General features: G+C 62.7%; 17 protein-coding genes and 1 riboswitch. Of the genes, 8 read left to right on the top strand and 9 right to left on the bottom strand.

Annotation, left to right across the window (positions count from 1 at the left end):
* Positions 1-25 precede the first annotated feature (25 nt).
* On the top strand, positions 26-2,062 hold the full coding sequence (locus V1294_RS28455; RefSeq protein WP_334501807.1) for a pyrroloquinoline quinone-dependent dehydrogenase: 2,037 nt from the start codon (positions 26-28) through the stop codon (positions 2,060-2,062).
* 175 nt (positions 2,063-2,237) lie between these two features.
* Here V1294_RS28455 and V1294_RS28450 read toward each other — a convergent pair whose 3' ends face one another.
* Positions 2,238-2,699, bottom strand: coding sequence for a PaaI family thioesterase (locus V1294_RS28450; protein WP_334501805.1), 462 nt, complete (start codon positions 2,697-2,699; stop codon positions 2,238-2,240).
* A gap of 205 nt (positions 2,700-2,904) precedes the next feature.
* Here V1294_RS28450 and V1294_RS28445 point away from each other — a divergent pair, with 205 nt between their 5' ends.
* The 3 genes from V1294_RS28445 (at position 2,905) to V1294_RS28435 (ending at position 4,044) form a co-directional block, all read left to right on the top strand.
* Positions 2,905-3,177 (top strand): hypothetical protein, encoded by a 273-nt coding sequence (locus V1294_RS28445; RefSeq protein ID WP_334501803.1) that lies wholly within the window; start codon positions 2,905-2,907, stop codon positions 3,175-3,177.
* 81 nt (positions 3,178-3,258) lie between these two features.
* Positions 3,259-3,489 carry a hypothetical protein gene (locus V1294_RS28440; RefSeq protein WP_334478999.1) on the top strand — a complete coding sequence of 77 codons (231 nt, stop codon included), beginning with the start codon at positions 3,259-3,261 and terminating at the stop codon, positions 3,487-3,489.
* Positions 3,490-3,708: 219 nt separating this feature from the next.
* Complete coding sequence (locus V1294_RS28435) at positions 3,709-4,044, top strand: PilZ domain-containing protein (RefSeq protein ID WP_334501801.1); 336 nt, start codon at positions 3,709-3,711, stop codon at positions 4,042-4,044.
* Positions 4,045-4,046: 2 nt separating this feature from the next.
* Here V1294_RS28435 and V1294_RS28430 read toward each other — a convergent pair whose 3' ends face one another.
* The 5 genes from V1294_RS28430 to V1294_RS28410 form a co-directional block, all read right to left on the bottom strand.
* On the bottom strand, positions 4,047-4,301 hold the full coding sequence (locus V1294_RS28430; protein WP_334501799.1) for a DUF6894 family protein: 255 nt from the start codon (positions 4,299-4,301) through the stop codon (positions 4,047-4,049).
* A 217-nt stretch (positions 4,302-4,518) separates the two neighbouring features.
* Entirely contained in the window at positions 4,519-4,698 is a 180-nt protein-coding gene (locus tag V1294_RS28425) for a hypothetical protein (RefSeq protein ID WP_108519708.1), read from the bottom strand.
* A 155-nt stretch (positions 4,699-4,853) separates the two neighbouring features.
* Positions 4,854-5,036: a hypothetical protein gene (locus V1294_RS28420; protein ID WP_334501798.1), complete on the bottom strand. Its 183-nt coding sequence runs from the start codon at positions 5,034-5,036 to the stop codon at positions 4,854-4,856.
* An 856-nt stretch (positions 5,037-5,892) separates the two neighbouring features.
* Complete coding sequence (locus tag V1294_RS28415; protein WP_108519705.1) at positions 5,893-6,072, bottom strand: hypothetical protein; 180 nt, start codon at positions 6,070-6,072, stop codon at positions 5,893-5,895.
* Positions 6,073-6,458: 386 nt separating this feature from the next.
* On the bottom strand, positions 6,459-6,629 hold the full coding sequence (locus V1294_RS28410) for a hypothetical protein (protein ID WP_190242003.1): 171 nt from the start codon (positions 6,627-6,629) through the stop codon (positions 6,459-6,461).
* Between the two features lie 737 nt (positions 6,630-7,366).
* On the opposite strand from V1294_RS28410, the gene recA reads away from it, so the two are divergent.
* The 3 genes from recA to V1294_RS28395 all read left to right on the top strand — a co-directional run bounded on the left by recA (position 7,367) and on the right by V1294_RS28395 (position 10,568).
* Positions 7,367-8,455 (top strand): recombinase RecA, encoded by a 1,089-nt coding sequence (recA, locus tag V1294_RS28405; RefSeq protein WP_334501797.1) that lies wholly within the window; start codon positions 7,367-7,369, stop codon positions 8,453-8,455.
* 62 nt (positions 8,456-8,517) lie between these two features.
* The gene (locus V1294_RS28400) at positions 8,518-9,588 is read left to right on the top strand and encodes a hypothetical protein (RefSeq protein ID WP_334501796.1); all 1,071 of its coding nucleotides are present in this window, start codon (positions 8,518-8,520) and stop codon (positions 9,586-9,588) included.
* Complete coding sequence (locus tag V1294_RS28395) at positions 9,585-10,568, top strand: hypothetical protein (RefSeq protein ID WP_334501795.1); 984 nt, start codon at positions 9,585-9,587, stop codon at positions 10,566-10,568. The genes V1294_RS28400 and V1294_RS28395 overlap by 4 nt, the downstream gene beginning before the upstream one ends.
* A gap of 104 nt (positions 10,569-10,672) precedes the next feature.
* On the opposite strand, the gene gcvP is transcribed toward V1294_RS28395, so the two are convergent.
* The 3 genes from gcvP to gcvT are packed head-to-tail and all read right to left on the bottom strand — an operon-like array spanning position 10,673 to position 15,107.
* Positions 10,673-13,546 carry an aminomethyl-transferring glycine dehydrogenase gene (gene gcvP, locus V1294_RS28390; RefSeq protein ID WP_334501793.1) on the bottom strand — a complete coding sequence of 958 codons (2,874 nt, stop codon included), beginning with the start codon at positions 13,544-13,546 and terminating at the stop codon, positions 10,673-10,675.
* A gap of 12 nt (positions 13,547-13,558) precedes the next feature.
* The gene (gene gcvH / locus V1294_RS28385) at positions 13,559-13,924 is read right to left on the bottom strand and encodes a glycine cleavage system protein GcvH (protein WP_334501791.1); all 366 of its coding nucleotides are present in this window, start codon (positions 13,922-13,924) and stop codon (positions 13,559-13,561) included.
* A gap of 37 nt (positions 13,925-13,961) precedes the next feature.
* Positions 13,962-15,107, bottom strand: a complete 1,146-nt coding sequence (gene gcvT, locus V1294_RS28380; RefSeq protein ID WP_334501789.1) for a glycine cleavage system aminomethyltransferase GcvT — start codon at positions 15,105-15,107, stop codon at positions 13,962-13,964.
* A 137-nt stretch (positions 15,108-15,244) separates the two neighbouring features.
* A riboswitch (glycine riboswitch) is annotated at positions 15,245-15,335 on the bottom strand.
* 211 nt (positions 15,336-15,546) lie between these two features.
* Here gcvT and alaS point away from each other — a divergent pair.
* Positions 15,547-18,222 carry an alanine--tRNA ligase gene (gene alaS / locus V1294_RS28375; protein ID WP_334501787.1) on the top strand — a complete coding sequence of 892 codons (2,676 nt, stop codon included), beginning with the start codon at positions 15,547-15,549 and terminating at the stop codon, positions 18,220-18,222.
* Positions 18,223-19,237: the final 1,015 nt, after the last annotated feature.

Here is a 19,237-nt window from a genome sequence, read left to right as displayed (position 1 = left end):
GTTGCGTTGCGCTTGCGGGGGCAGGATGCGAAATCCGGTTCGTCTGTTCACTTTCATCGTTGCCATCTTCTGCGCGGGTATCCCGCTTCCAACTTCCGCCTGGGAGCACTGGGGCGGCGATCGCGGCGGAACGCGGTTTTCGCCGCTCAACCAGATCACGCCTGATAATGTCGGCAATCTGGTTCGCGCCTGGGAGTTTCGCACCGGCGATCTCGACACCCGCGCGCCCGAGGTTATGAAGCGGACCAAGTTTCAGGCCACGCCGCTCTTGGTCGAAGACAGCCTGATCTTCTGCTCGCCATTCAACGAAGTCATTGCGCTCGATCCCGGCAGCGGCGCGCAGAAGTGGCGGTACGATCCGAAGATCTCGACCAATCAACGCCCGGCCAACCGTTACAATTGCCGTGGCGTCGCCTATTGGGTCGACGACAAGGCGGCCGGAACGGCCGCCTGCCGCGTACGAATTTTCATGGGCACCAACGACGCGCGGGTGATCGCGATCGACGCCAGGTCCGGCATTCCCTGCGCCGATTTCGGCGCCAATGGCGAGATCAAGGTCGAGACCGGCATGCCGCTGGAGTGGCCCGGCGAATTCCAGATCACGTCGGCCCCCGTCATTATCCGCGACACCGTCATCGTCGGTTCTGCGATCGCGGACAACCGCCGTGTCGAGGCGCCCCCCGGCATGGTGCGCGCCTTCGATGCACGAACCGGGCGTCCGCGCTGGAGTTTCGATCCGCTGGTGCATAGCGGCGTCGTGGCCGGCCACGCCAATGTCTGGGCGCCGATGTCCGTGGACGAGGAGCGCGGCCTGGTGTTCTTGCCGACGTCCTCGCCGAGTCCGGACTTCTGGGGCGGCAAGCGGCCCGGTAACAACAACTACGCCAATTCGGTGGTGGCGCTGCGCGCCGAGTCCGGCGAGCGGGCCTGGTCGTATCAGACCGTGCATCACGATGTCTGGGATTACGACTTGTCGGCGCAGCCGACGTTGTCGCGCATCGATACCGGGGAGGGCCTGCGCGACGTCGTGATCCAGCCGACCAAGCAGGGATTTGTGTTCGTGCTCGACCGCGATACCGGCAAGCCGGTGTGGCCTGTGGAAGAGCGCGCGGTGCCGCAGGGCGGCGCCGAAGGCGAGCAGCTCTCGCCGACGCAGCCGTTTCCGACCCATGTGCCGCCGCTGCTGTCGCAGCAGATTTCGGCCGACGACGTGTTCGGCCTGATTCCGTTCTGGGATAGCGGGGCCTGCCGCGCGAAGGTCGCGCCGGCGCGCAATGACGGAATTTACACGCCGCCGTCGACGCAGGGCACCGTGGTGTTTCCGATGACCGGCGGCGGCGTGAACTGGGGTGGTGCTGCCTTCGATCCCGTCAACCAGATCCTTTACGCCAACATTTCGCGCGCGATCCATATCGTCAAACTGATTCCGCGTGAGGCCACGCAAGGGTTCGAGCCGCCGCCCGGGCACGATTTCGGACGGCAGCAGGGCGCGCCGTTTGCGATGACGCGCGCTGTCGCCACGTCGCCCTTGGGCATGTTGTGCAACAAGCCGCCCTGGGGCGAGATGGTCGCGGTCGATCTGAAGGCGGGCAAGATTCTCTGGCGTTCGCGCGTGGGCACCACCGAGGACCGCGCGCCGCTCGGCATCGCCTTTCCGTTCGGCACGCCGCTCGTCAACGGCGTTGCGATCACCGCCGGCGGTCTCGTCTTCACCGGCGCGATGGATGCTTATCTGCGCGCCTTCGACGCGCGATCGGGGCAGGAGCTGTGGCAGGGCCGGCTGCCGGTGCCGGGTGTTGCCAATCCCATGACCTATCAGTGGAAGGGCGAGCAATATGTCGCGATCGGCGCCGGCGGTCATTCGGAGTCGGGCACGACCATCGGCGACAGCGTGGTGGCATTCCGCCTGGCGCGGCCGGGCGAAACGCCCTCGCTGCGCTCGCGCACCATCGACCGGCCGGGCGGGCGATTCATGAGCGGGGCGATCGTGGTTGGGTTTGTGATCGTGCTGATGGCGATGTTGGTCTGGCGCTGGCGGCGGAGCAGGGTGGGGAGGGTGTGAGCGGACCATCGTCGTTGCGAGCGAAGCGAAGCAATACACTCTTCCTTTGCGGCGGCATGGATTGCTTCGCTGCGCTCGCAATGACGGTTGACATACCTTCGTATTCTCGCGGCGCATTGCGTGCGGCAGTTCCGGATTTCGCTTTCGCTCCATCGGGGCTAAGGCGCCTTCGGGACTACAGCATCGCGAACGCGCTCGAGACCATCGCCACCGGCTTGTTGTCGGCGGCGGCTGAAAGCGTAACGCGGCCAAAACTCATGGTGCGTCCGAGGCGGACCACGCGCGCGTCCGCCAGCACGTCGGAGGCCGAGACCGCGCGCATGAAATGCGTGGTCTGGTCGACCGTCGTCATGGCCCGGTAGCCGCGGTTGGCGGCGAGGTTGGCGATCACCATCGCGGTGTCGGCAAAGGCCATCAGCGCCTGGCCCGAGACCGTGCCGCCATTGCGGCACAGCCGCTCCGAGAACGGCAGACGCAAGATCGCGCCCGGCTGCCAGTCGGCGGCGTCGCCTGGTGGGGCACTGTCGAAGCGCTCGATCGCAAGATTGAGATCCATCACCCAAGGTGCAAAGACCTCGCCTAGCACCCGCCTGGCTTCCGCGATGCCGAATTCCGTTGCTTGTGGCTGTTGTTGCATGAACGCCCGTTTCGCCCGACATTTTGTTGCCGGCGCATTGTAGTGGCCATTGCGGCCAAGGGAACAGGCGCGGTGGGCCACAATACGGCACGAAATCCTGCGAATCGGCGTCGAACCAGAGACTGGGGCCCCATGCTTGGCGAGGCGGTTGAGCCGGTGGTATCCTTCCCGGAAACGCAAAGTCAGCGTCCCAAAGGAGAGCTTCATGAGAATGCTGAGCGCGGCCGCGGTGGTGGTGTTGTTGACGGTGCCGGCCTACGCGCAGACCCCGAACATCAACCTGATGCCGGAGTTCCAGTCCAAATCGCCGGAGGAGAAGGAGGCGGATGCGATCAAGGACAAAGCCTATAGGGAATCCTTGAAGAAGATACCCGACGCCAAGGCCTCTTCCGATCCCTGGGGCACCGTGCGCAGCACCGACGCCCCGAAGGCCGCAGCGGCGCCCAAGAAGAGCAAGACCGGCAGCAACAACCAGTAACTGTCTCGCGACAGCGGCGAGTAGGATTCGTTCGCCGCAACCCCTATATTCGACCTGTCGTCCTGTGTCTGGAGTTACGACATGGTCTTTCGTCCGCGCGATCTCGCGAGCCGGATGGGCGGCCGGCGCAAGCCGGACGACGGCTATTTGCGCGAGACTTTTACACTGCCGCGCGACAAGGCCAGAGCGCGGGCGCGCGACTTTCTCGACCGCTATCCCAAGGCGGCCTATATGAGCTCGGTCGAAAGCTGGCGCGAGCTGCCCGATGGCGACATCGAATTCACGATGCGCCGGCTTGCCAGCGCCGATTAGAGTTTTGGCTCTGATTGAATCAGAATCGAAACTCTAGATTCTTGTTTTGACGCGTTTTCTTGACGCGAACCGGTCCGCATCCCGGATCAAGTCCGGGGGCATGCTTTGTTCGAAAACGCTATGGGGGTCCACGAAATCACCAACACCTCGATTTTTGCCGAATTCCGATAACTCGGTATTCAGGTATTCCGCCTAGGATTTCTCCGCGCAGGAGAAATCATGACGAGAGACCGCAAAGACCTTGGTGCCCGCAAGTTCGTTCGAGTCGATTTGCGCAAGCCGGGGTTCCTGATTCCGGCGCCAGATGCGCCATGGATCCAGTGCTACGTCCTCGACATTTCCGATAACGGCGCCTGCCTGGATGTGGGCGACCTCGCTGTTCCCAAAGTGTTCGGCCTTTCCCTTACGGCGGGCGGCGAGGTGCTTCGGGTATGCACGTTGATCTGGCGCAGGGGCGAGATGGTCGGCGTCCGATTCATCTCCGCCCGGGAGCTGCGAAAGGGCGCCGCGCCGGCCGGTGAAGCGGATGCCGTTACCAAGAAGGCGGACGCCTGAATTTAGCTCGCTTCCTGATCGGCGTCCTGCAGCGTCTCCGCTACCAGGCGAATCCGGAATACCGGCTTCCTGGATTCATCCAGCAATTCCATCTGCCACTTGGCGTTTTCGGAGAGTTGGCGGGAAATGTCCGCGATCATGTCGCCGCAGACGCCGGTCATTTCCTTCCAGGCGGCGTTATGATCCGCAAACTCCGCGCCGTCGTTGTTGACGCATGCATCCTCGCCATGTCGAACGCTGAAGAAGAAGATCGGCATGGCAATGGACCAAACGTCAAATGGGCCGCCGTTGGCCCTGAGAATGCGCAAGTGCAGGCGGAGTGGATTCCTGGCGCGCGGAAAGATCAACTCCGGGTTTTTACGGGCCCAGGGCCGTTACCGTGCATATGCGCTATATCATGATGTATCTGTAACATTATGTAATTACTTAAGATTTCACGGGCGAGCGGCCGACGCAAGGATCCGACGAAGCGGGCTAATCCCGTTCGGCTTTTTTCAGCTCCCGATCGATCCGAAGCTGGACCCGCCGGATGGCCAGCAGATTGAGCTTGGCTTCGGTCTTGCCCGCGATGACCTGGTCGCCGATGCGGAATTGCCATTTCCAAATGCCCGGAGCGACCGCCGTCACGGTGAATTCAACACCCTTGTAGACCATACAAAAATCCCGCCGCGGCCCCAACCGCTTCAAATCCATACTTATCACCTAAAATTGCAAGAAATAAACGATGCAACTGTACGAGATTTGATCAGGCGCCAGTCAGACGCCTGCGAAGAAACGGAGAGGAGCCGGGAATAACCCCACGGCCCCGATCAGGACACCAGTTGGTGCGCCGCGTGCTTCAGTTCGCGATCGATTCTTAACTCGACGCGGCGCATGGCCAGCCTCGCCTCGGTCTTACCCGACCTGACCAGGTCGCCAATCCGAAATTGCCATTTCCAGAAGCCCGGGGTCTCCGACTTGGTGAGCGTATATTCTACGCCTTTGCGGTTCATGAAAATCTCCCGCACTCCGTGATAACGGCAGCGGAACCACAAAGTTCCATATTCCATCTGCTGACATTTGCCGCGCTCCGGCGCGGCAGAAATCCTGGCGCTGTATGCGTTCCAACCCCACAGGCGCGTCCGAATTCCCCCGCCGGCCCCGCTTGCGCGCCGTTAAAAAGCACTGCGCCGCGCAAGCGGAGTATGGTCGCTTGGCGGCGCAGGCCTATTCCCCGAGTGATGCAATGTCCCAGGCAAGGTTTTGTCTGGATGGTGAGAAAAAGGTTCAACGCGCTGGGGGCGAATTTGCCGGGCAGTTTGCACGCTGAAACGGGGCCCTTGCGGCAGACGTATCTGCTCGCGAGGGCGGGGGTGGTCCTCCAGATTTTCCCCGCCGTCGGCGACCTCGCTGCATAGCCCCAAGCGGCGGGGTCGTTTGGCTGGGGCGACCCGTGCTTGCAGGAAAAGGCCGCTGCTGCCGGCGCCTATTCCTGGCGCGTTGGATAAGGCTGCCGCGGCGGCATATGGGGTCTGGAGGGCAGGTCCGGCCGGACCGGCTGCGGCACCCGCGAGGGCTCCGGGGTGCGGCTGAGGCTCAAGCGCCGTGTGAGGAGATGGGCGCCATGCTGCTGAAGCATCGGCAGGGTGGGAGCGGGGGTGAAGGCAACCTGTATGTGCATGCAGCAAGGCATAGCGTGCGCGTCTTGACGGCCGGTTCAGATGAAACTGCAAGCACGCCTAAAATTGTAAGCGATGTCGCCCAAGGGTCATCGAAGGGGCGTCCAAGGCATGAGACGTCGCAAGGCATGATTTTGCAGATCGACCAATAAACGATGAGACCGCCGGTTCGGCGGCCTCATCGCGAGAGCTAGCTTTCCGGCTGCTCTACGTCAGGCGGCCGGGGGCTGGCGTCCGGCGCCTCTTCACTCCTGGCCGAAAGGTCGGCGGCCTTGTCGAGAAAGCCCGCGGCGACGTCCGGATCCGTGGTGGCCATTGCAAATTTCAAAAAGGTTGCCGCTTGTTCCGTTAGATATTTTTTACCCGGCACAATTCTGGTTCCCCGTTAAACTACCCGTCGTCGCTCCTGATGCGATTACGCACTGCGGCGGAATCCGTTCCGGCGGAAAAGTACAAAAATGGACTCAAGACGGCGGGGATATGGAGCGCTCGCCATGTTCGCGCCGGACCTTGAAGGGCGGGCGTTCCGAGCCGAGCTGCCGATTTCGGCATCGTGGTCGGCCCATCCGCGGAAATATGCTGAGCCCTGCGCGCCGGGTCACTTCCGTATGGTTACGTAGCTGGAGCCGTCCAGCTGGAAAAACATCAAAAATAAGCCGCCCTGTTGGGCGGCTTTAGTCTAACCATTTTGATGATCTCGAAGGATGGTCCGCTACGGCTATTAGCGATCGATGACAGTCTTGTTACGGGCCCTGCCTAACTGTGAAGTCCGCCCTTGTAGACGGGAATTTGTAATTCTGCTGCCCGCTCCTGCCGTTCCTTCCTGGAAAATTCACGCTCGCGCTGCTCGAAGGCGGCCAGTTCCTTTTGCGCCGTCTCAAGAAAACGGTCGCGTGGTGTTATTGCCAATTGAGTGTGTCCCGTCATTTACGCACCCCGTCGATTGACCCCAAGCCTCGATGATACTTAAGCCCGCGGGCCGCGGGAAGGTCCGCTGCCCGTAAAATTACGGAATTATGAAAGTTGGGAAGCTGGCAAGTTTGCTTGGGGCACCAGGGGCCAAATTTCACGTGTCCAAGGTACCGGCTGAAATAGGCCCGCTCGCAAAGACAGGCCTGAACGAAAAAGGCCGCCTCAGTTGGCGGCCTCTAGACCTCCATCATGATCTAGTTTTTGCTTGTCCCCGCTTGACGCACTCATTGATTTTATTGTCCATAACTTCGACCTCGGCGTTAGCAGGTATATTGCAGTGACTGGTCGGGCTAAGCGGGAGCGCCATCCGGCAATCAGGCCCCTTCATTTCCGCGCGGACGGCGGAGCGGCATTGATATCCCAGCGACTCCGCCAGAGCGGCTCCATTCGAAGCTGCGAAAGCCATACAGATTGCTGAACCTGCAATGGAGAGACTTCACGGGCGTTGCCTCTATCTTGTTGTGAGGCAGTGAAGGCTAAGCTCAAAATCAAATTAGGCCACTGTTAACTTCAAAACCGGCCACCAGCGGTTGAAACAGGCCATTGCCATCTCCGGGAAAAGAACATATTGCGAACATAGAACAAACGTGGTACGAAATTCCTATACGCCAACGAATCCAGAAATCGAATCCTAAAACCTTCCATCGCCCGTTTGTCCCGCTCGCGAATCCCCGCCATAAGGAGCACGTATTATGTCCGCCACTGCCCTGCGTATCGTTGAAGGATCCTCCATGGATAAGACCAAGGCCCTGTCTGCCGCGCTCTCCCAGATCGAGCGCCAGTTCGGCAAGGGCTCGGTGATGAAGCTGGGCAAGAACGACCGCTCGATGGATATCGAGACCATTTCATCGGGCTCGCTCGGGCTCGATATCGCGCTCGGCGTAGGCGGGTTGCCAAAGGGGCGCGTGGTCGAGATCTACGGGCCGGAATCTTCAGGCAAGACCACGCTGGCGCTGCACACGGTGGCGGAAGGGCAGAAGAAGGGCGGCATCTGCGCCTTCATCGACGCCGAACACGCGCTCGATCCGGTCTATGCGCGCAAGCTCGGCGTCAACATCGACGAGCTCTTGATCTCGCAGCCCGATACCGGCGAGCAGGCGCTGGAAATCTGCGACACGCTGGTGCGCTCCGGCGCGGTTGACGTGCTGGTGGTGGATTCGGTGGCGGCGCTGGTGCCGAAGGCCGAACTCGAGGGCGAGATGGGCGACGCGCTGCCGGGGTTGCAGGCGCGGCTGATGAGCCAGGCGCTGCGCAAGCTCACCGCCTCGATCAACAAGTCCAACACCATGGTGATCTTCATCAACCAGATCCGCATGAAGATCGGGGTGATGTACGGCTCGCCGGAAACCACCACCGGCGGCAATGCGCTGAAATTTTACGCCTCCGTCCGCCTCGACATCCGCCGCATCGGCGCGATCAAGGAGCGCGACGAAGTGGTCGGCAACACCACCCGCGTCAAGGTGGTGAAGAACAAGCTGGCGCCGCCCTTCAAGCAGGTCGAGTTCGACATCATGTATGGCGAGGGCGTCTCCAAGATGGGCGAAATTCTCGATCTCGGCGTCAAGGCCGGCATCGTAGAAAAGTCCGGCGCCTGGTTCTCCTATGACAGCCAGCGGCTGGGCCAGGGACGCGAGAACTCGAAAGCCTTCCTCAAGGCCAATCCCGACATGGTCGCCAAGATCGAGATGGCGATCCGCCAGAACTCCGGCCTGATCGCCGAGCAGATCCTCGCCGGTCCCGCCGAGCGCGACGCCGACGGCGAAGAGCCGGCGGAAGAGTAAGTTTCCGACGCTTCAGGCCGATAAGGTTTGAAACGCGACAGACGGGTGCTGCGGACGTTGAGTTGCCGACGTCTTCAGCGCCCGTTTTGTTTGGTAATTCTGCGTGCGCAGGTGATTGGCTCATGAGGCGTCTGATCCTAACCAGTTCGTCCGGATTTGGTCTTCTTGGTTCGGGCCTTGCCGAATTTGTCATCCACTTTTGCTATCGCTTCGCGTGGGGGCAGTTGCCGTCCCCGGACGAGCTTTCGTCCTATCTCGGAACGCGTTCGGAGGAACAGCGTTCGGGGGATCACTGGTCGGACTATGCCCGCCGGGGGCCTGCCGACGACGAGGAAAGACAAGACCTCAGCCTTGTCGAATTCTGCGAGGCCTACGACACGATCGAACTGTGGTTCGACCCGCATCCTAACGACCAGTTGCAACTGGTCTGGCTGCTCGATTACTTCCAGTCTCATCCGGAGATTGCAGCGAAGCTGGTTTTTCGCCTTGTTGACTTTGATTTGCTTGGCGTGCGCGCGGAGGAGTTTCGCAGGCTTGAGGTGTTCGATTTGTCCGTTACGGAGGCGGAATTGAACACGGCAAGCCGGAGCTGGCAGGCGTATTGTTCGCCGACGCCCGAAGCCTGCTTCGATCTGCTTTCCAGCAATCTGAGCGCCTTGCCGCTGCTAAGACCGGCCATGGTCGAACTGCTCGAAGAGCTGCCCTCCGGCGTGACCGGGCTCGGCGTAACTGAAATGCGGATACTGGAGATGTTGGCGTGGGGATTTGCGAATACCAATCCGCTGTTTCATCTGCGGACTATCCGCGGCACGCGCACCTTCGGCGAATGGGAATGCGGCTATTTGCTCGATGGGCTGGCGTTCGGGCGCAAACCGGCCGTGGCGGGCCTTGACGAGGGGCTGCGCACACTTTTGCGGGAAAACCTCAGGGATCGCCATGAGGCCTACTTACGCAGCCGCCTGTCGCTTACCGAGTTCGGCAAGGCTGTTGTCGCCCACAAGGAAGACTTCAGCCGGCACAATCCAATCGACCGCTGGTGGGGCGGCACGCATTTGACCAACGATCGGCTCTGGCGCTGGAATCCGGCGCTGACCAAGCCCTTCTGCAGGCAGTCTGAACGAGGCGTACCGTGACGCGTTTGATCCTGACGGCAGATCCCTCAAGTGCGGGCTGCGTTGTATCGGCCGGTCTTGCCGATCTGGCTGTCGCCATCGAGCTTCGGATGGTTTGGGGGGCGCCGCGTTCCGATGCGGAGCTTGCAGCATTTTTGGAGGCAAGGACAACGCAAGGGCCGGACTCGCATTGGCTCGATTCTGTGCCGCCGCAGCGCCGTCAGAAATCCGGCTTCAAGGATCTCGGGTTGATCGAGGCTTGCGAACGTTGCGAAACGGTCGAGCTCTGGATGGAAACCGAGCCGAATGCCCAACTAGTCCTGATCTGGCTGCTGAATTATCTCGGCCTGAAGGCGAAAACATTAAACATTATCTTGCGACATTTGGATGCCTCTCTCGGCGAGACAGAACCGGCGCGTCTCGCCGAATTGAGGTTTCCGGGTGTTGCGATCAACGACCATCATATCGAGATCGCAAGCCTTGCGTGGCAGGCCTTCCGGGCACCCACGCCACACGCGTGGTTCAACCTGCTGAGCAAGGATCTGAGCATCTTGCCGCAGCTTCGGCGATGCGTTCTGGAAATGCTCGATGAGCTTCCCGGTCGCGCAACCGGGCTTGGCGCGTCCGAACTGCGAATTCTGGAATTGATCGCGGCCGGTTACGTGCATCCGTTCGAGGTATTTCCTCATTTCAAGCAGCGCTTTCAGCGCCGCGTGTTCGGCTATTGGGAAGCTGGTGCTCTCCTGGAAAGGCTTGCGCTCGCCCCGGTGCCGGCCGTGTCAGGCCTTGCGGAATGGCCGTTCACGCTGGAGATGCACGATGAGCGTGAGCGATACGAGCGATATAAGGAGAGCCGGCTATCGCTCACCGCGCTCGGCAAGGCAATTTTGGCCGGCACCGAAGATTTCAGCCAGCATAACCCGATCGATCGCTGGTGGGGCGGCACGAGACTGACCAACGACCGGCTGTGGCGCTGGGACCCTGTATTGCTCGTGCCGTAGCGGCGTGGCCGTAGGATGGGTAGCGCGAAGCGAAACCCATCATCGTGCCGCACCCGCGGTGATGACCATGATGGGTTTCGCTTCGCGCTACCCATCCTACGAAGCTACTCCGCGGCCTGCGCGTAGTCCGCCACCGGCGGGCACGAGCACACCAGGTTGCGGTCGCCATAGACGTTGTCGACGCGGCCGACCGGGCTCCAATATTTGTCGGTGCGCGAGACGCCGTCGGGGAAACACCCCTTGGCACGGCTATAGGCGCGGCTCCACGCATCATCGGCGATGTCGTGCACGGTGTGCGGGGCATGGCGCAAGGGCGATGCTTCGGCCTTCCAGCGGCCAGCCTCGATCTCCGTGATCTCGCTTCGGATCGCGATCATGGCATCGCAAAAACGATCCAGCTCCGCCTTGGATTCCGATTCGGTCGGCTCGATCATCAGCGTGCCCGGCACCGGAAAACTCATGGTGGGCGCATGGAAGCCGTAGTCGATCAGGCGTTTGGCGATGTCGTCGACGGTGACGCCGCTCGTGGTCTTGAGCGGGCGCGGATCGACGATGCATTCATGCGCGACGCGACCCTTGGCATTCTTGTAGAGCACCGGGAAATGCGGATCGAGCCGGCTTGCGATGTAGTTGGCGTTCAGGATCGCGATCTCGGTGGCGCGCGTCAGGCCTTCGCCGCCCATCAACAAAATGTAGATGTAGGAGATGGTCAGGATCGACGCCGAGCCTGCCGGCGCCGCCGACACCGGTCCTACGGAAGCCGCCACCGCGCCGTCGATGGCGGGATGGCCGGGTAGATACGGCGCGAGGTGCGCCTTCACGCCGATCGGGCCCATGCCGGGGCCGCCGCCGCCATGCGGGATGCAGAAGGTCTTGTGCAGGTTGAGATGCGAGACGTCGGCGCCGTAATCGCCGGGGCGCGAGAGACCGACCTGCGCGTTCATGTTGGCGCCGTCGAGATAGACCTGGCCGCCGTGGCCGTGAACGATCTCGCAGATATCGCGGATATGCTCCTCGAACACGCCATGCGTCGAGGGATAGGTGATCATCACGGCGGCGAGATTCTTGGAATGCTTCTCCGCCTTGGCGCGGAGGTCGTCGACGTCGACGTCACCGCGCGTGTCGCACGCGGTCACCACCACCTCCATGCCGGCCATATGTGCGGAGGCCGGGTTGGTGCCGTGTGCGGAGGAGGGGATCAGGCAGACCTTGCGGTGCGGCTCGCCGCGCGCGGCATGATAGGCGCGGATCGCGAGCAGCCCGGCATATTCGCCCTGCGCGCCCGAATTCGGCTGCAGCGAGATCGCGTCATAGCCTGTGATGTCGCACAGCGCTTTCTCCAGCCGTCTGAACAACACATGATAGCCTTTGGCCTGCTCGGATGGCGCGAACGGATGCAGACTGCCGAACTCGGGCCACGTCAACGGAATCATCTCCGTGGTCGCGTTGAGCTTCATGGTGCAGGAGCCCAGCGGGATCATCGCGCGGTCGAGCGCGAGGTCGCGGTCACTGAGCTTGCGCATGTAGCGCAACAGCTCGGTCTCGGAGCGGTGCGCATGGAACACGGGATGGACAAGGAACGCGCTGTCGCGCTTGAGTTCAACGGGCAACGTCTCGCGCGCGGTCAATTCGACCTCCGCATAGGAAAGCATGCCGCCGAACGCGCGCCACACCGCCTCGACGATTTCAGGCGTCGTGGTCTCGTCGACGGCAATGCCGAGCCGGCCCTGGCTGATCCGCAGATTGATCTTCTCAGCGAGCGCGCGCGCGACGATTTCATTCTGCTTGGCGCCGGCCGCGACCGTCACCGTATCGAAGAATGCCTGCGACTGCGGCGCAAAGCCGAGCCTTGCGAGGCCCGCCGCCAGCACCACCGCGCGCCGATGCACGGTCCGCGCGATGTGCGTCAGCCCTTCGGGGCCGTGATAGACCGCGTACATCGAGGCGATCACCGCCAGCAGCACCTGCGCGGTGCAGATGTTGGAGGTCGCCTTTTCGCGGCGGATGTGCTGCTCGCGGGTCTGCAACGCCAGCCGATAGGCCGGCGCCCCCCGCGAATCCACCGACAGGCCGACGATGCGGCCGGGCAGCGAACGCTTCAGCGCATCGCGTACCGACATGTAGGCCGCGTGCGGGCCGCCATAGCCCATCGGCACGCCAAAGCGCTGCGCCGATCCGATGGCGATGTCAGCGCCGAGTTCGCCGGGCGAGGCGATCAGCGTCAGCGCCAGCAGGTCGGCGGCGACGACGGCAAGCGCGCCCTTGACGCGCAGCGTATTGATCGCCGGCCTGAGGTCGCGCACCGCGCCTGACGTGCCCGGATACTGCAAGAGGCCGCCGAACACCTCGGCCTTGTCGAGATCGGTGAGGGGATCGCCGACGATCAGATTCCACCCCAAGGGCTCGGCGCGGGTGCGCAGCACGGCGAGCGTCTGCGGATGCACTTCCGCGTCGACGAAGAATGATTTTGCCTTGGCCTGCGCGGCGCGTTCGGCGAGCGCCATCGCTTCGGCCGCGGCGGTGGCCTCATCGAGCAGCGAGGCGTTGGCGACGTCGAGCCCGGTGAGGTCGCAGATCATGGTCTGGAAATTGAACAGCGCTTCCAGCCTGCCCTGGCTGATCTCCGGCTGATACGGCGTGTAGGCCGTGTACCAGGCCGGGTTCTCCAGAATGTTGCGCTGGATCACCGCGGGCAGGATGGTGCCGGAATAGCCTTGGCCGATCAGCGAGGTGAACACCTGGTTTTGCGCGGCGAGTTCGCGCATATGCGAAAGCACCTCGGTTTCGCTAAACGCAGGTCCCAGATCGAGCGGCGCCTTCTGCCGGATCGAGGACGGCAGCGTCTGGCTCATCAGCTCAGTGAGGCTTTTCGCGCCGACGCTGTCCAGCATCGCGGCGATGTCGCGGGGCGAGGGGCCGATATGCCGGCGCACGAAATCAGTGGCGGCTTCGGCGGTGGTCTTGAGCGGCGCGTTCATGGCGTGCTTTCCTTAAGCCGTATGTGCCTTGTAAGCGGCCTCATCCATCAGACCGCCGAGTTCGCTCTTGTCCGCAATCCTGAGCTTGAAGAACCAGGCCTTGCCGCCGGCGTCGGAATTCACCAGTGCGGGTTCGGCGGCGAGCGCCTCGTTGACTTCGAGCACTTCGCCCGAGATCGGCGCATAGACGTCGGAGGCGGCCTTGACCGATTCGACCACGGCGGCGGCTTCGGCCTTTTTCAGGGTGCGGCCGACCTTGGGCAGTTCGACGAACACGACGTCGCCGAGCTGCGACTGCGCATAGTCGGTGACCCCGATGGTGGCGACATCGCCCTCGATGCGGAGCCATTCGTGGTCTGAGGTGAACAACGTCGTCATGAAACTTCCTCTGGCGTTTGAATCAGCGTTTGCAGAACTAGCGTTTGTAGGTGTTGGGAACGAAAGGCATGGCCGCGACCTGCAGCGGCAGGCGCTGGCCGCGCACTTCGGCGAAAACCTGCGTGCCGTCGGCGGACAACGATGTCGGCAGGTAGCCCATCGCAACCGGCGCATTGAGGCTTGGGCCAAAACCGCCCGACGTGACCTTGCCGATCGGCTCGCTTGAGGCGGCGTCCGCAAACAGCAGCGCACCTTCGCGCACCGGCGCGCGGCCCTCGGGCCGCAAGCCGACGCGGCGGCGCGACGCGCCTTTTTCAAACTGCGAAAGGATTTTTTCGGCGCCGGGGAATCCGCCGGCGCGGGCGCCGCCGGTGCGACGGCTCTTCTGCACCGACCATTCCAGCGCGCCCTCGACCGGCGTCGTCGTGGTGTCGATGTCGTGGCCATAAAGACAAAGCCCGGCTTCCAGCCGCAGGCTGTCGCGCGCGCCAAGGCCAATCGGCAGCACGTCCGGATTATCCAGCAGCGCCGCGACCAGTGTCTCGGCGTGCTCGGCCGGAACCGAAATCTCAAACCCGTCCTCGCCGGTATAACCGGAGCGCGAGACGAAGCAGTCGAAGCCTAAGACCTTCCGCGGCCCGGTATCCATGAACCGCATCGCGGTCACGTCTGCACAAAATTTGGCCAGCACCGATTCCGCTTTCGGCCCCTGCAGCGCGATCAGGCCGCGGTCGGCCAGCGAATCGACGACGCAGGTCTCGGAGAGATGCGCGCGCAGATGCGCTTCGTCCTCGGCCTTGCAGGCGGCGTTGACGACCAGAAACAAATGGTCGCCGAAATTCGCCACCATCAGATCGTCGAGGAGGCCGCCGTCTTCATTGGTGAACTGCGCGTAGCGCTGCCGTCCCGGTGCAACCGCCACGATGTCCTGCGGCACCAGCCGCTCCAGCGCCAGCGCCGCATCGGCGACCTGGCCTGATTTGGGACGCAGCGCGAGCTGGCCCATATGCGAGACGTCGAACAGGCCGGCGCTCGCGCGCGTATGCAGATGCTCCCTGAGCACGCCGGAGGCGTATTGCACCGGCATCTCATAGCCCGCGAAGGGAACCATCTTACCGCCGCGCGCAACATGGAGCGCGTGCAACGGGGTGCGTTTCAGGTGAGATTCGTCGCGTGCCAGCATCCAGGGACCCTCAGGGGTTCCGGGGACCAGCCCCCGAAAACCCGAAAGAAAGCCCCATCTGTCGCTGTGCCTGAGAGTATTATCCCGTCGGCGGACGCCCTGGGCCAAAGCCGCCCGGCGTCACTTTCCAGATGCTAGTTCGTCACGCGGTTCGTTTGCCTGAGAGTTTCCGGGGCGGTTGCTCCTTCGGCGCCGGCGCTAAAGCCGATCTCTCCCGACGTGACGTCTTACAGATAGGAGGGAAACACAGCCCTGCCAAGCCTGTCAACGCAGCCGCAGCATTATCAACGAGACTTGCGCGCCTATCTTGTGTGCTGCGGCAAGCCCATGATCCGCCTGCACAGTTTCTGGACAGCACGGCGGCCCTTGTCTAAAAGCGTTCCGCCGGAAGATTGGGCTATTTGCGGCCTGACCCGGGCATACTTCCGATTGGATGAACATGAGCGGCGTCAACGAGATCAGGTCGAAATTCTTGGATTTCTTTGCGGAGAACGGCCACGAGATCGTGCCGTCGTCGCCGCTCGTGCCGCGCAACGACCCGACCCTGATGTTCACCAATGCCGGCATGGTGCAGTTCAAGAACGTCTTCACCGGCGTCGAGAAGCGGCCCTACCAGCGCGCCACCACCTCGCAGAAATGCGTGCGCGCCGGCGGCAAGCACAACGACCTCGACAATGTCGGCTACACCGCGCGGCATCTCACCTTCTTCGAGATGCTCGGCAATTTCTCATTCGGCGATTACTTCAAGGAGCGCGCGATCGAGCTTGCGTGGAAGCTGATCACAAAGGAGTTCGGGCTCAAGAAGGACAAGCTGCTCGTCACCGTCTACCACGACGACGATGAGGCGGCGGGCCACTGGAAGAAGATCGCCGGCTTTTCGGACGACCGCATCATCCGCATCGCGACCTCGGACAATTTCTGGGCGATGGGCGACACGGGGCCCTGTGGGCCGTGCTCGGAAATCTTCATCGACCGCGGCGAGCACATCTGGGGTGGGCCTCCGGGCAGCCCGGAAGAGGACGGCGATCGCTTCCTCGAATTCTGGAACCTCGTCTTCATGCAGTTCGAGCAGGTGACGAAGGAGGAGCGCCAGCCGCTGCCGCGCCCCTCGATCGACACCGGCTTGGGGCTGGAGCGCATGGCCTGCATCCTGCAGGGCGTTGAGAGTGTCTTCGAAACCGATCTTTTCCGTAACCTGATCGAGGCGACTGCTTCGGCGCTAGGGACCGGACCGAAGGAACAGACCGCCGCGTCGTTCCGGGTCATTGCGGACCATCTGCGCTCCTCGGCCTTCCTGATTTCGGACGGCGTGCTGCCGTCCAATGAAGGCCGCGGCTATGTGCTGCGCCGGATCATGCGCCGCGCGATGCGCCACGCGCAGCTCCTCGGTGCGCATGAGCCATTGATGCATCGCCTGGTCTGGGCGCTGGTCCGCGAGATGGGGCAGGCCTATCCGGACCTGGTGCGCGCGGAGAAGCTGATCGAGGAGACGCTGCGGCTGGAAGAGACCCGCTTCCGCAAGACTCTCGCGCGGGGCCTCGCCATTCTCGACGAGAAGAGCGCCGGCCTGAAAAAGGGCGACATGTTCGACGGCGATACCGCGTTCACGCTGTACGACACCTACGGCTTCCCGCTCGATCTCACCCAGGACGCGCTGAAGTCGCGCGGCATCAGCGTTGATCAGGCTTCGTTCACCGATGCGATGGAAAAGCAGAAAGCCAAGGCGCGCGCGTCGTGGTCAGGCTCGGGCGATACCGCCAGCGAGAACGTCTGGTTTCCGCTACGTGAAAAGCTCGGTGCCACCGAATTCCTCGGCTACGACACCGAGAGCGCCGAAGGCGTGGTCACCGCGCTGGTGAAGGACGGCAAGGACGCCGACAGCCTGAACACCGGCGAGAGCGGCGCAATCGTGCTGAACCAGACGCCGTTCTACGCGGAGTCCGGCGGCCAGGTCGGCGATACCGGCCTGTTGACCGGCGAGGGCGTCAAGTTCCGCGTTACCGACATGCAGAAGAAGGCCGGCGATCTTTTCGTGCATATCGGCACGGTGGAGCAGGGTACGCTGAAGGTGGGTACAGCGCTGCAGCTCGAAGTCGACCATGGCAGGCGCTCCTCGATCCGCGCGCATCACTCGGCGACGCATTTGTTGCACGAGGCGCTGCGGCAGGTGCTCGGCGATCACATTGCCCAGCGCGGCTCGCTGGTGGCGCCGGATCGGCTCCGCTTCGACTTCGTGCATCCGAAGCCGATCACGGCGGAAGAACTCGCCCGCGTCGAGGACATCGCCAACGAAGTCGTGCTCGAAAACGACGAGGTGACAACGCGGCTGATGGCGGTCGATGATGCCCGCGAAGCTGGCGCGCGCGCCCTGTTCGGTGAAAAATACGGCGATGAGGTCCGTGTCGTCTCGATGGGCAAGGGCCCGCGCGAACAGGGGCAGAACGCACTCGGCTGGTCGGTCGAACTGTGCGGCGGTACCCATGTGCGCCGCACCGGCGATATCGGGCTGATTACCGTGACCGGCGAAAGCGCGGTGGCCTCCGGCGTGCGGCGCATCGAGGCGCTGACCGGGCGTCATGCGCGCAAGCATGCCAACGATACAATGGCGATTGCCAAGACCGCGGCATCGGAACTCCGCACGACAGTCGACGACATGCCGGCGCGTATAGCGGCCTTGATGGAAGAGCGCAAGAAGCTCGAGCGTGACCTTTCGGACGCGCGCAAGAAGCTGGCGATGGGCGGTGGCGCCACCAACGGCGGCGCGGCGGCCGGCGGCGTGCGCGAAGCGGGCGGCGTCAAGCTCCTGGCCCGCGCGGTTGAGGGCGTCGAGACCAAGGACCTCAAGAGCCTGGTCGACGACGGCAAGAAGCAGATCGGCTCCGGCGTCGTCGCGATCGTCGGCGTTACCGAGGATGGCAAGGCGGGTCTCGTCGTCGGCGTCACGAGCGATCTCACCTCGCGCTTCAACGCGGTCGAACTGGTGCGCAAGGGTTCCGAGGCGCTCGGCGGCAAGGGCGGCGGCGGGCGGCCTGACATGGCGCAGGCTGGCGGGCCTGATGGCGCCAAGGCGAATGCGGCGCTCTCGGCGATCGAAGAGGCGATGGCCGGCGCCTGAAGCGCAGGCAAGCTCGGGCGTGGACTCATAGACCTCTTGATCGCTAGCGCTGTCGCTGCGATTGCAATGGCTGATGGACCAACTTGCCGGGCAGGATGTGATCCTGGCGCCATCCATCGCCCCTACAAGTGGGAGCGGCAGAAGGGCTGACGCCACCTTCATTCGTCACGCTGCAGCCTAATTCGTGGTGATGCTGCAGAGAATCCACGTTGATCGAACCCTCGATGGTGCCGCGAACCTTGCGGGCATCATTTGGTAGCGGCATTCCGGTGGACAACCCGATCGCTGGACTTACGCGACAGCCGACTTTTGGCGTTCAGGCGAGAGGTGCCAGGATGATCTGGTGGATAGTGAAGCGATCTCTATTTGCGTCAATCGTCTTTGGTGCTTCCGTCTGCGTGGCCTCAGCGCAGGACGCCAAGGTTTCAGTCGAAATGATTGGCGTCGGGAGCATGAGTTGCGCGCACTGGCGGTCCGCGGAAGAGCACCGGCTGGAGGGGACGGTCTGGATCCACGGTTTCTGGACGGGACTTAATTATGTTGCCGCGGCGAGTGGCCAAACACAGCCGAAGATCGGTGTGTCGTCGATCGTGGCGGAAGTCGAAAAGACATGCGCTCGGAAAGCATCCCAGACTTTAGCCAGCGCCGTATGGACGACGTATCTCGGGGCCAAGAGGTAGGGACGCCGCGATCTGCCGGTCTCAGCCAGGGCCATCTCCCAATCGATCGAACCATCGTCCTGCGCCAGTTCTGATGCCGCTGTTCTCCTGCGCTCAGACGATCCCGCTGCGCGGTATGCAGTGCCGCTTTCGCCATCCTGACTCTGTTGCGGGAACTTAGAGGGTGCGACCTGATGCGGCCGCGGCTCAGGATGGTGTGGTGCACCGTTCTATTGCTGGATCTGTTGCTGGCAATTCGGCCCCGGGGCGAGCATAGTTGCGACGTCACAATTCCGGATAGGTTCGTCGGCGTCGATGATGCGGACTCTCCCGGTCAACGCCGGTGATCTGCGGTT

Source organism: Bradyrhizobium sp. AZCC 1678, assembly GCF_036924765.1.
GTDB classification, from domain to species: domain Bacteria; phylum Pseudomonadota; class Alphaproteobacteria; order Rhizobiales; family Xanthobacteraceae; genus Bradyrhizobium; species Bradyrhizobium algeriense.
Note: the sequence above shows the minus strand (reverse complement) of the source record. Positions and strands in the feature narration are given on the sequence as shown.

Bases quoted from the DNA above. Each gene is read 5' to 3' on its own strand.
- V1294_RS28455 (WP_334501807.1), top strand. From the start codon at position 26: ATGCGAAATCCGGTTCGTCTGTTCACTTTCATCGTTGCCATCTTCTGC.
- V1294_RS28450 (WP_334501805.1), bottom strand. From the start codon at position 2,699: ATGCAACAACAGCCACAAGCAACGGAATTCGGCATCGCGGAAGCCAGG.
- V1294_RS28445 (WP_334501803.1), top strand. From the start codon at position 2,905: ATGAGAATGCTGAGCGCGGCCGCGGTGGTGGTGTTGTTGACGGTGCCG.
- V1294_RS28440 (WP_334478999.1), top strand. From the start codon at position 3,259: ATGGTCTTTCGTCCGCGCGATCTCGCGAGCCGGATGGGCGGCCGGCGC.
- V1294_RS28435 (WP_334501801.1), top strand. From the start codon at position 3,709: ATGACGAGAGACCGCAAAGACCTTGGTGCCCGCAAGTTCGTTCGAGTC.
- V1294_RS28430 (WP_334501799.1), bottom strand. From the start codon at position 4,301: ATGCCGATCTTCTTCTTCAGCGTTCGACATGGCGAGGATGCATGCGTC.
- V1294_RS28425 (WP_108519708.1), bottom strand. From the start codon at position 4,698: ATGGTCTACAAGGGTGTTGAATTCACCGTGACGGCGGTCGCTCCGGGC.
- V1294_RS28420 (WP_334501798.1), bottom strand. From the start codon at position 5,036: ATGAACCGCAAAGGCGTAGAATATACGCTCACCAAGTCGGAGACCCCG.
- V1294_RS28410 (WP_190242003.1), bottom strand. From the start codon at position 6,629: ATGACGGGACACACTCAATTGGCAATAACACCACGCGACCGTTTTCTT.
- recA (WP_334501797.1), top strand. From the start codon at position 7,367: ATGTCCGCCACTGCCCTGCGTATCGTTGAAGGATCCTCCATGGATAAG.
- gcvP (WP_334501793.1), bottom strand. From the start codon at position 13,546: ATGAACGCGCCGCTCAAGACCACCGCCGAAGCCGCCACTGATTTCGTG.
- gcvH (WP_334501791.1), bottom strand. From the start codon at position 13,924: ATGACGACGTTGTTCACCTCAGACCACGAATGGCTCCGCATCGAGGGC.
- gcvT (WP_334501789.1), bottom strand. From the start codon at position 15,107: ATGCTGGCACGCGACGAATCTCACCTGAAACGCACCCCGTTGCACGCG.
- alaS (WP_334501787.1), top strand. From the start codon at position 15,547: ATGAGCGGCGTCAACGAGATCAGGTCGAAATTCTTGGATTTCTTTGCG.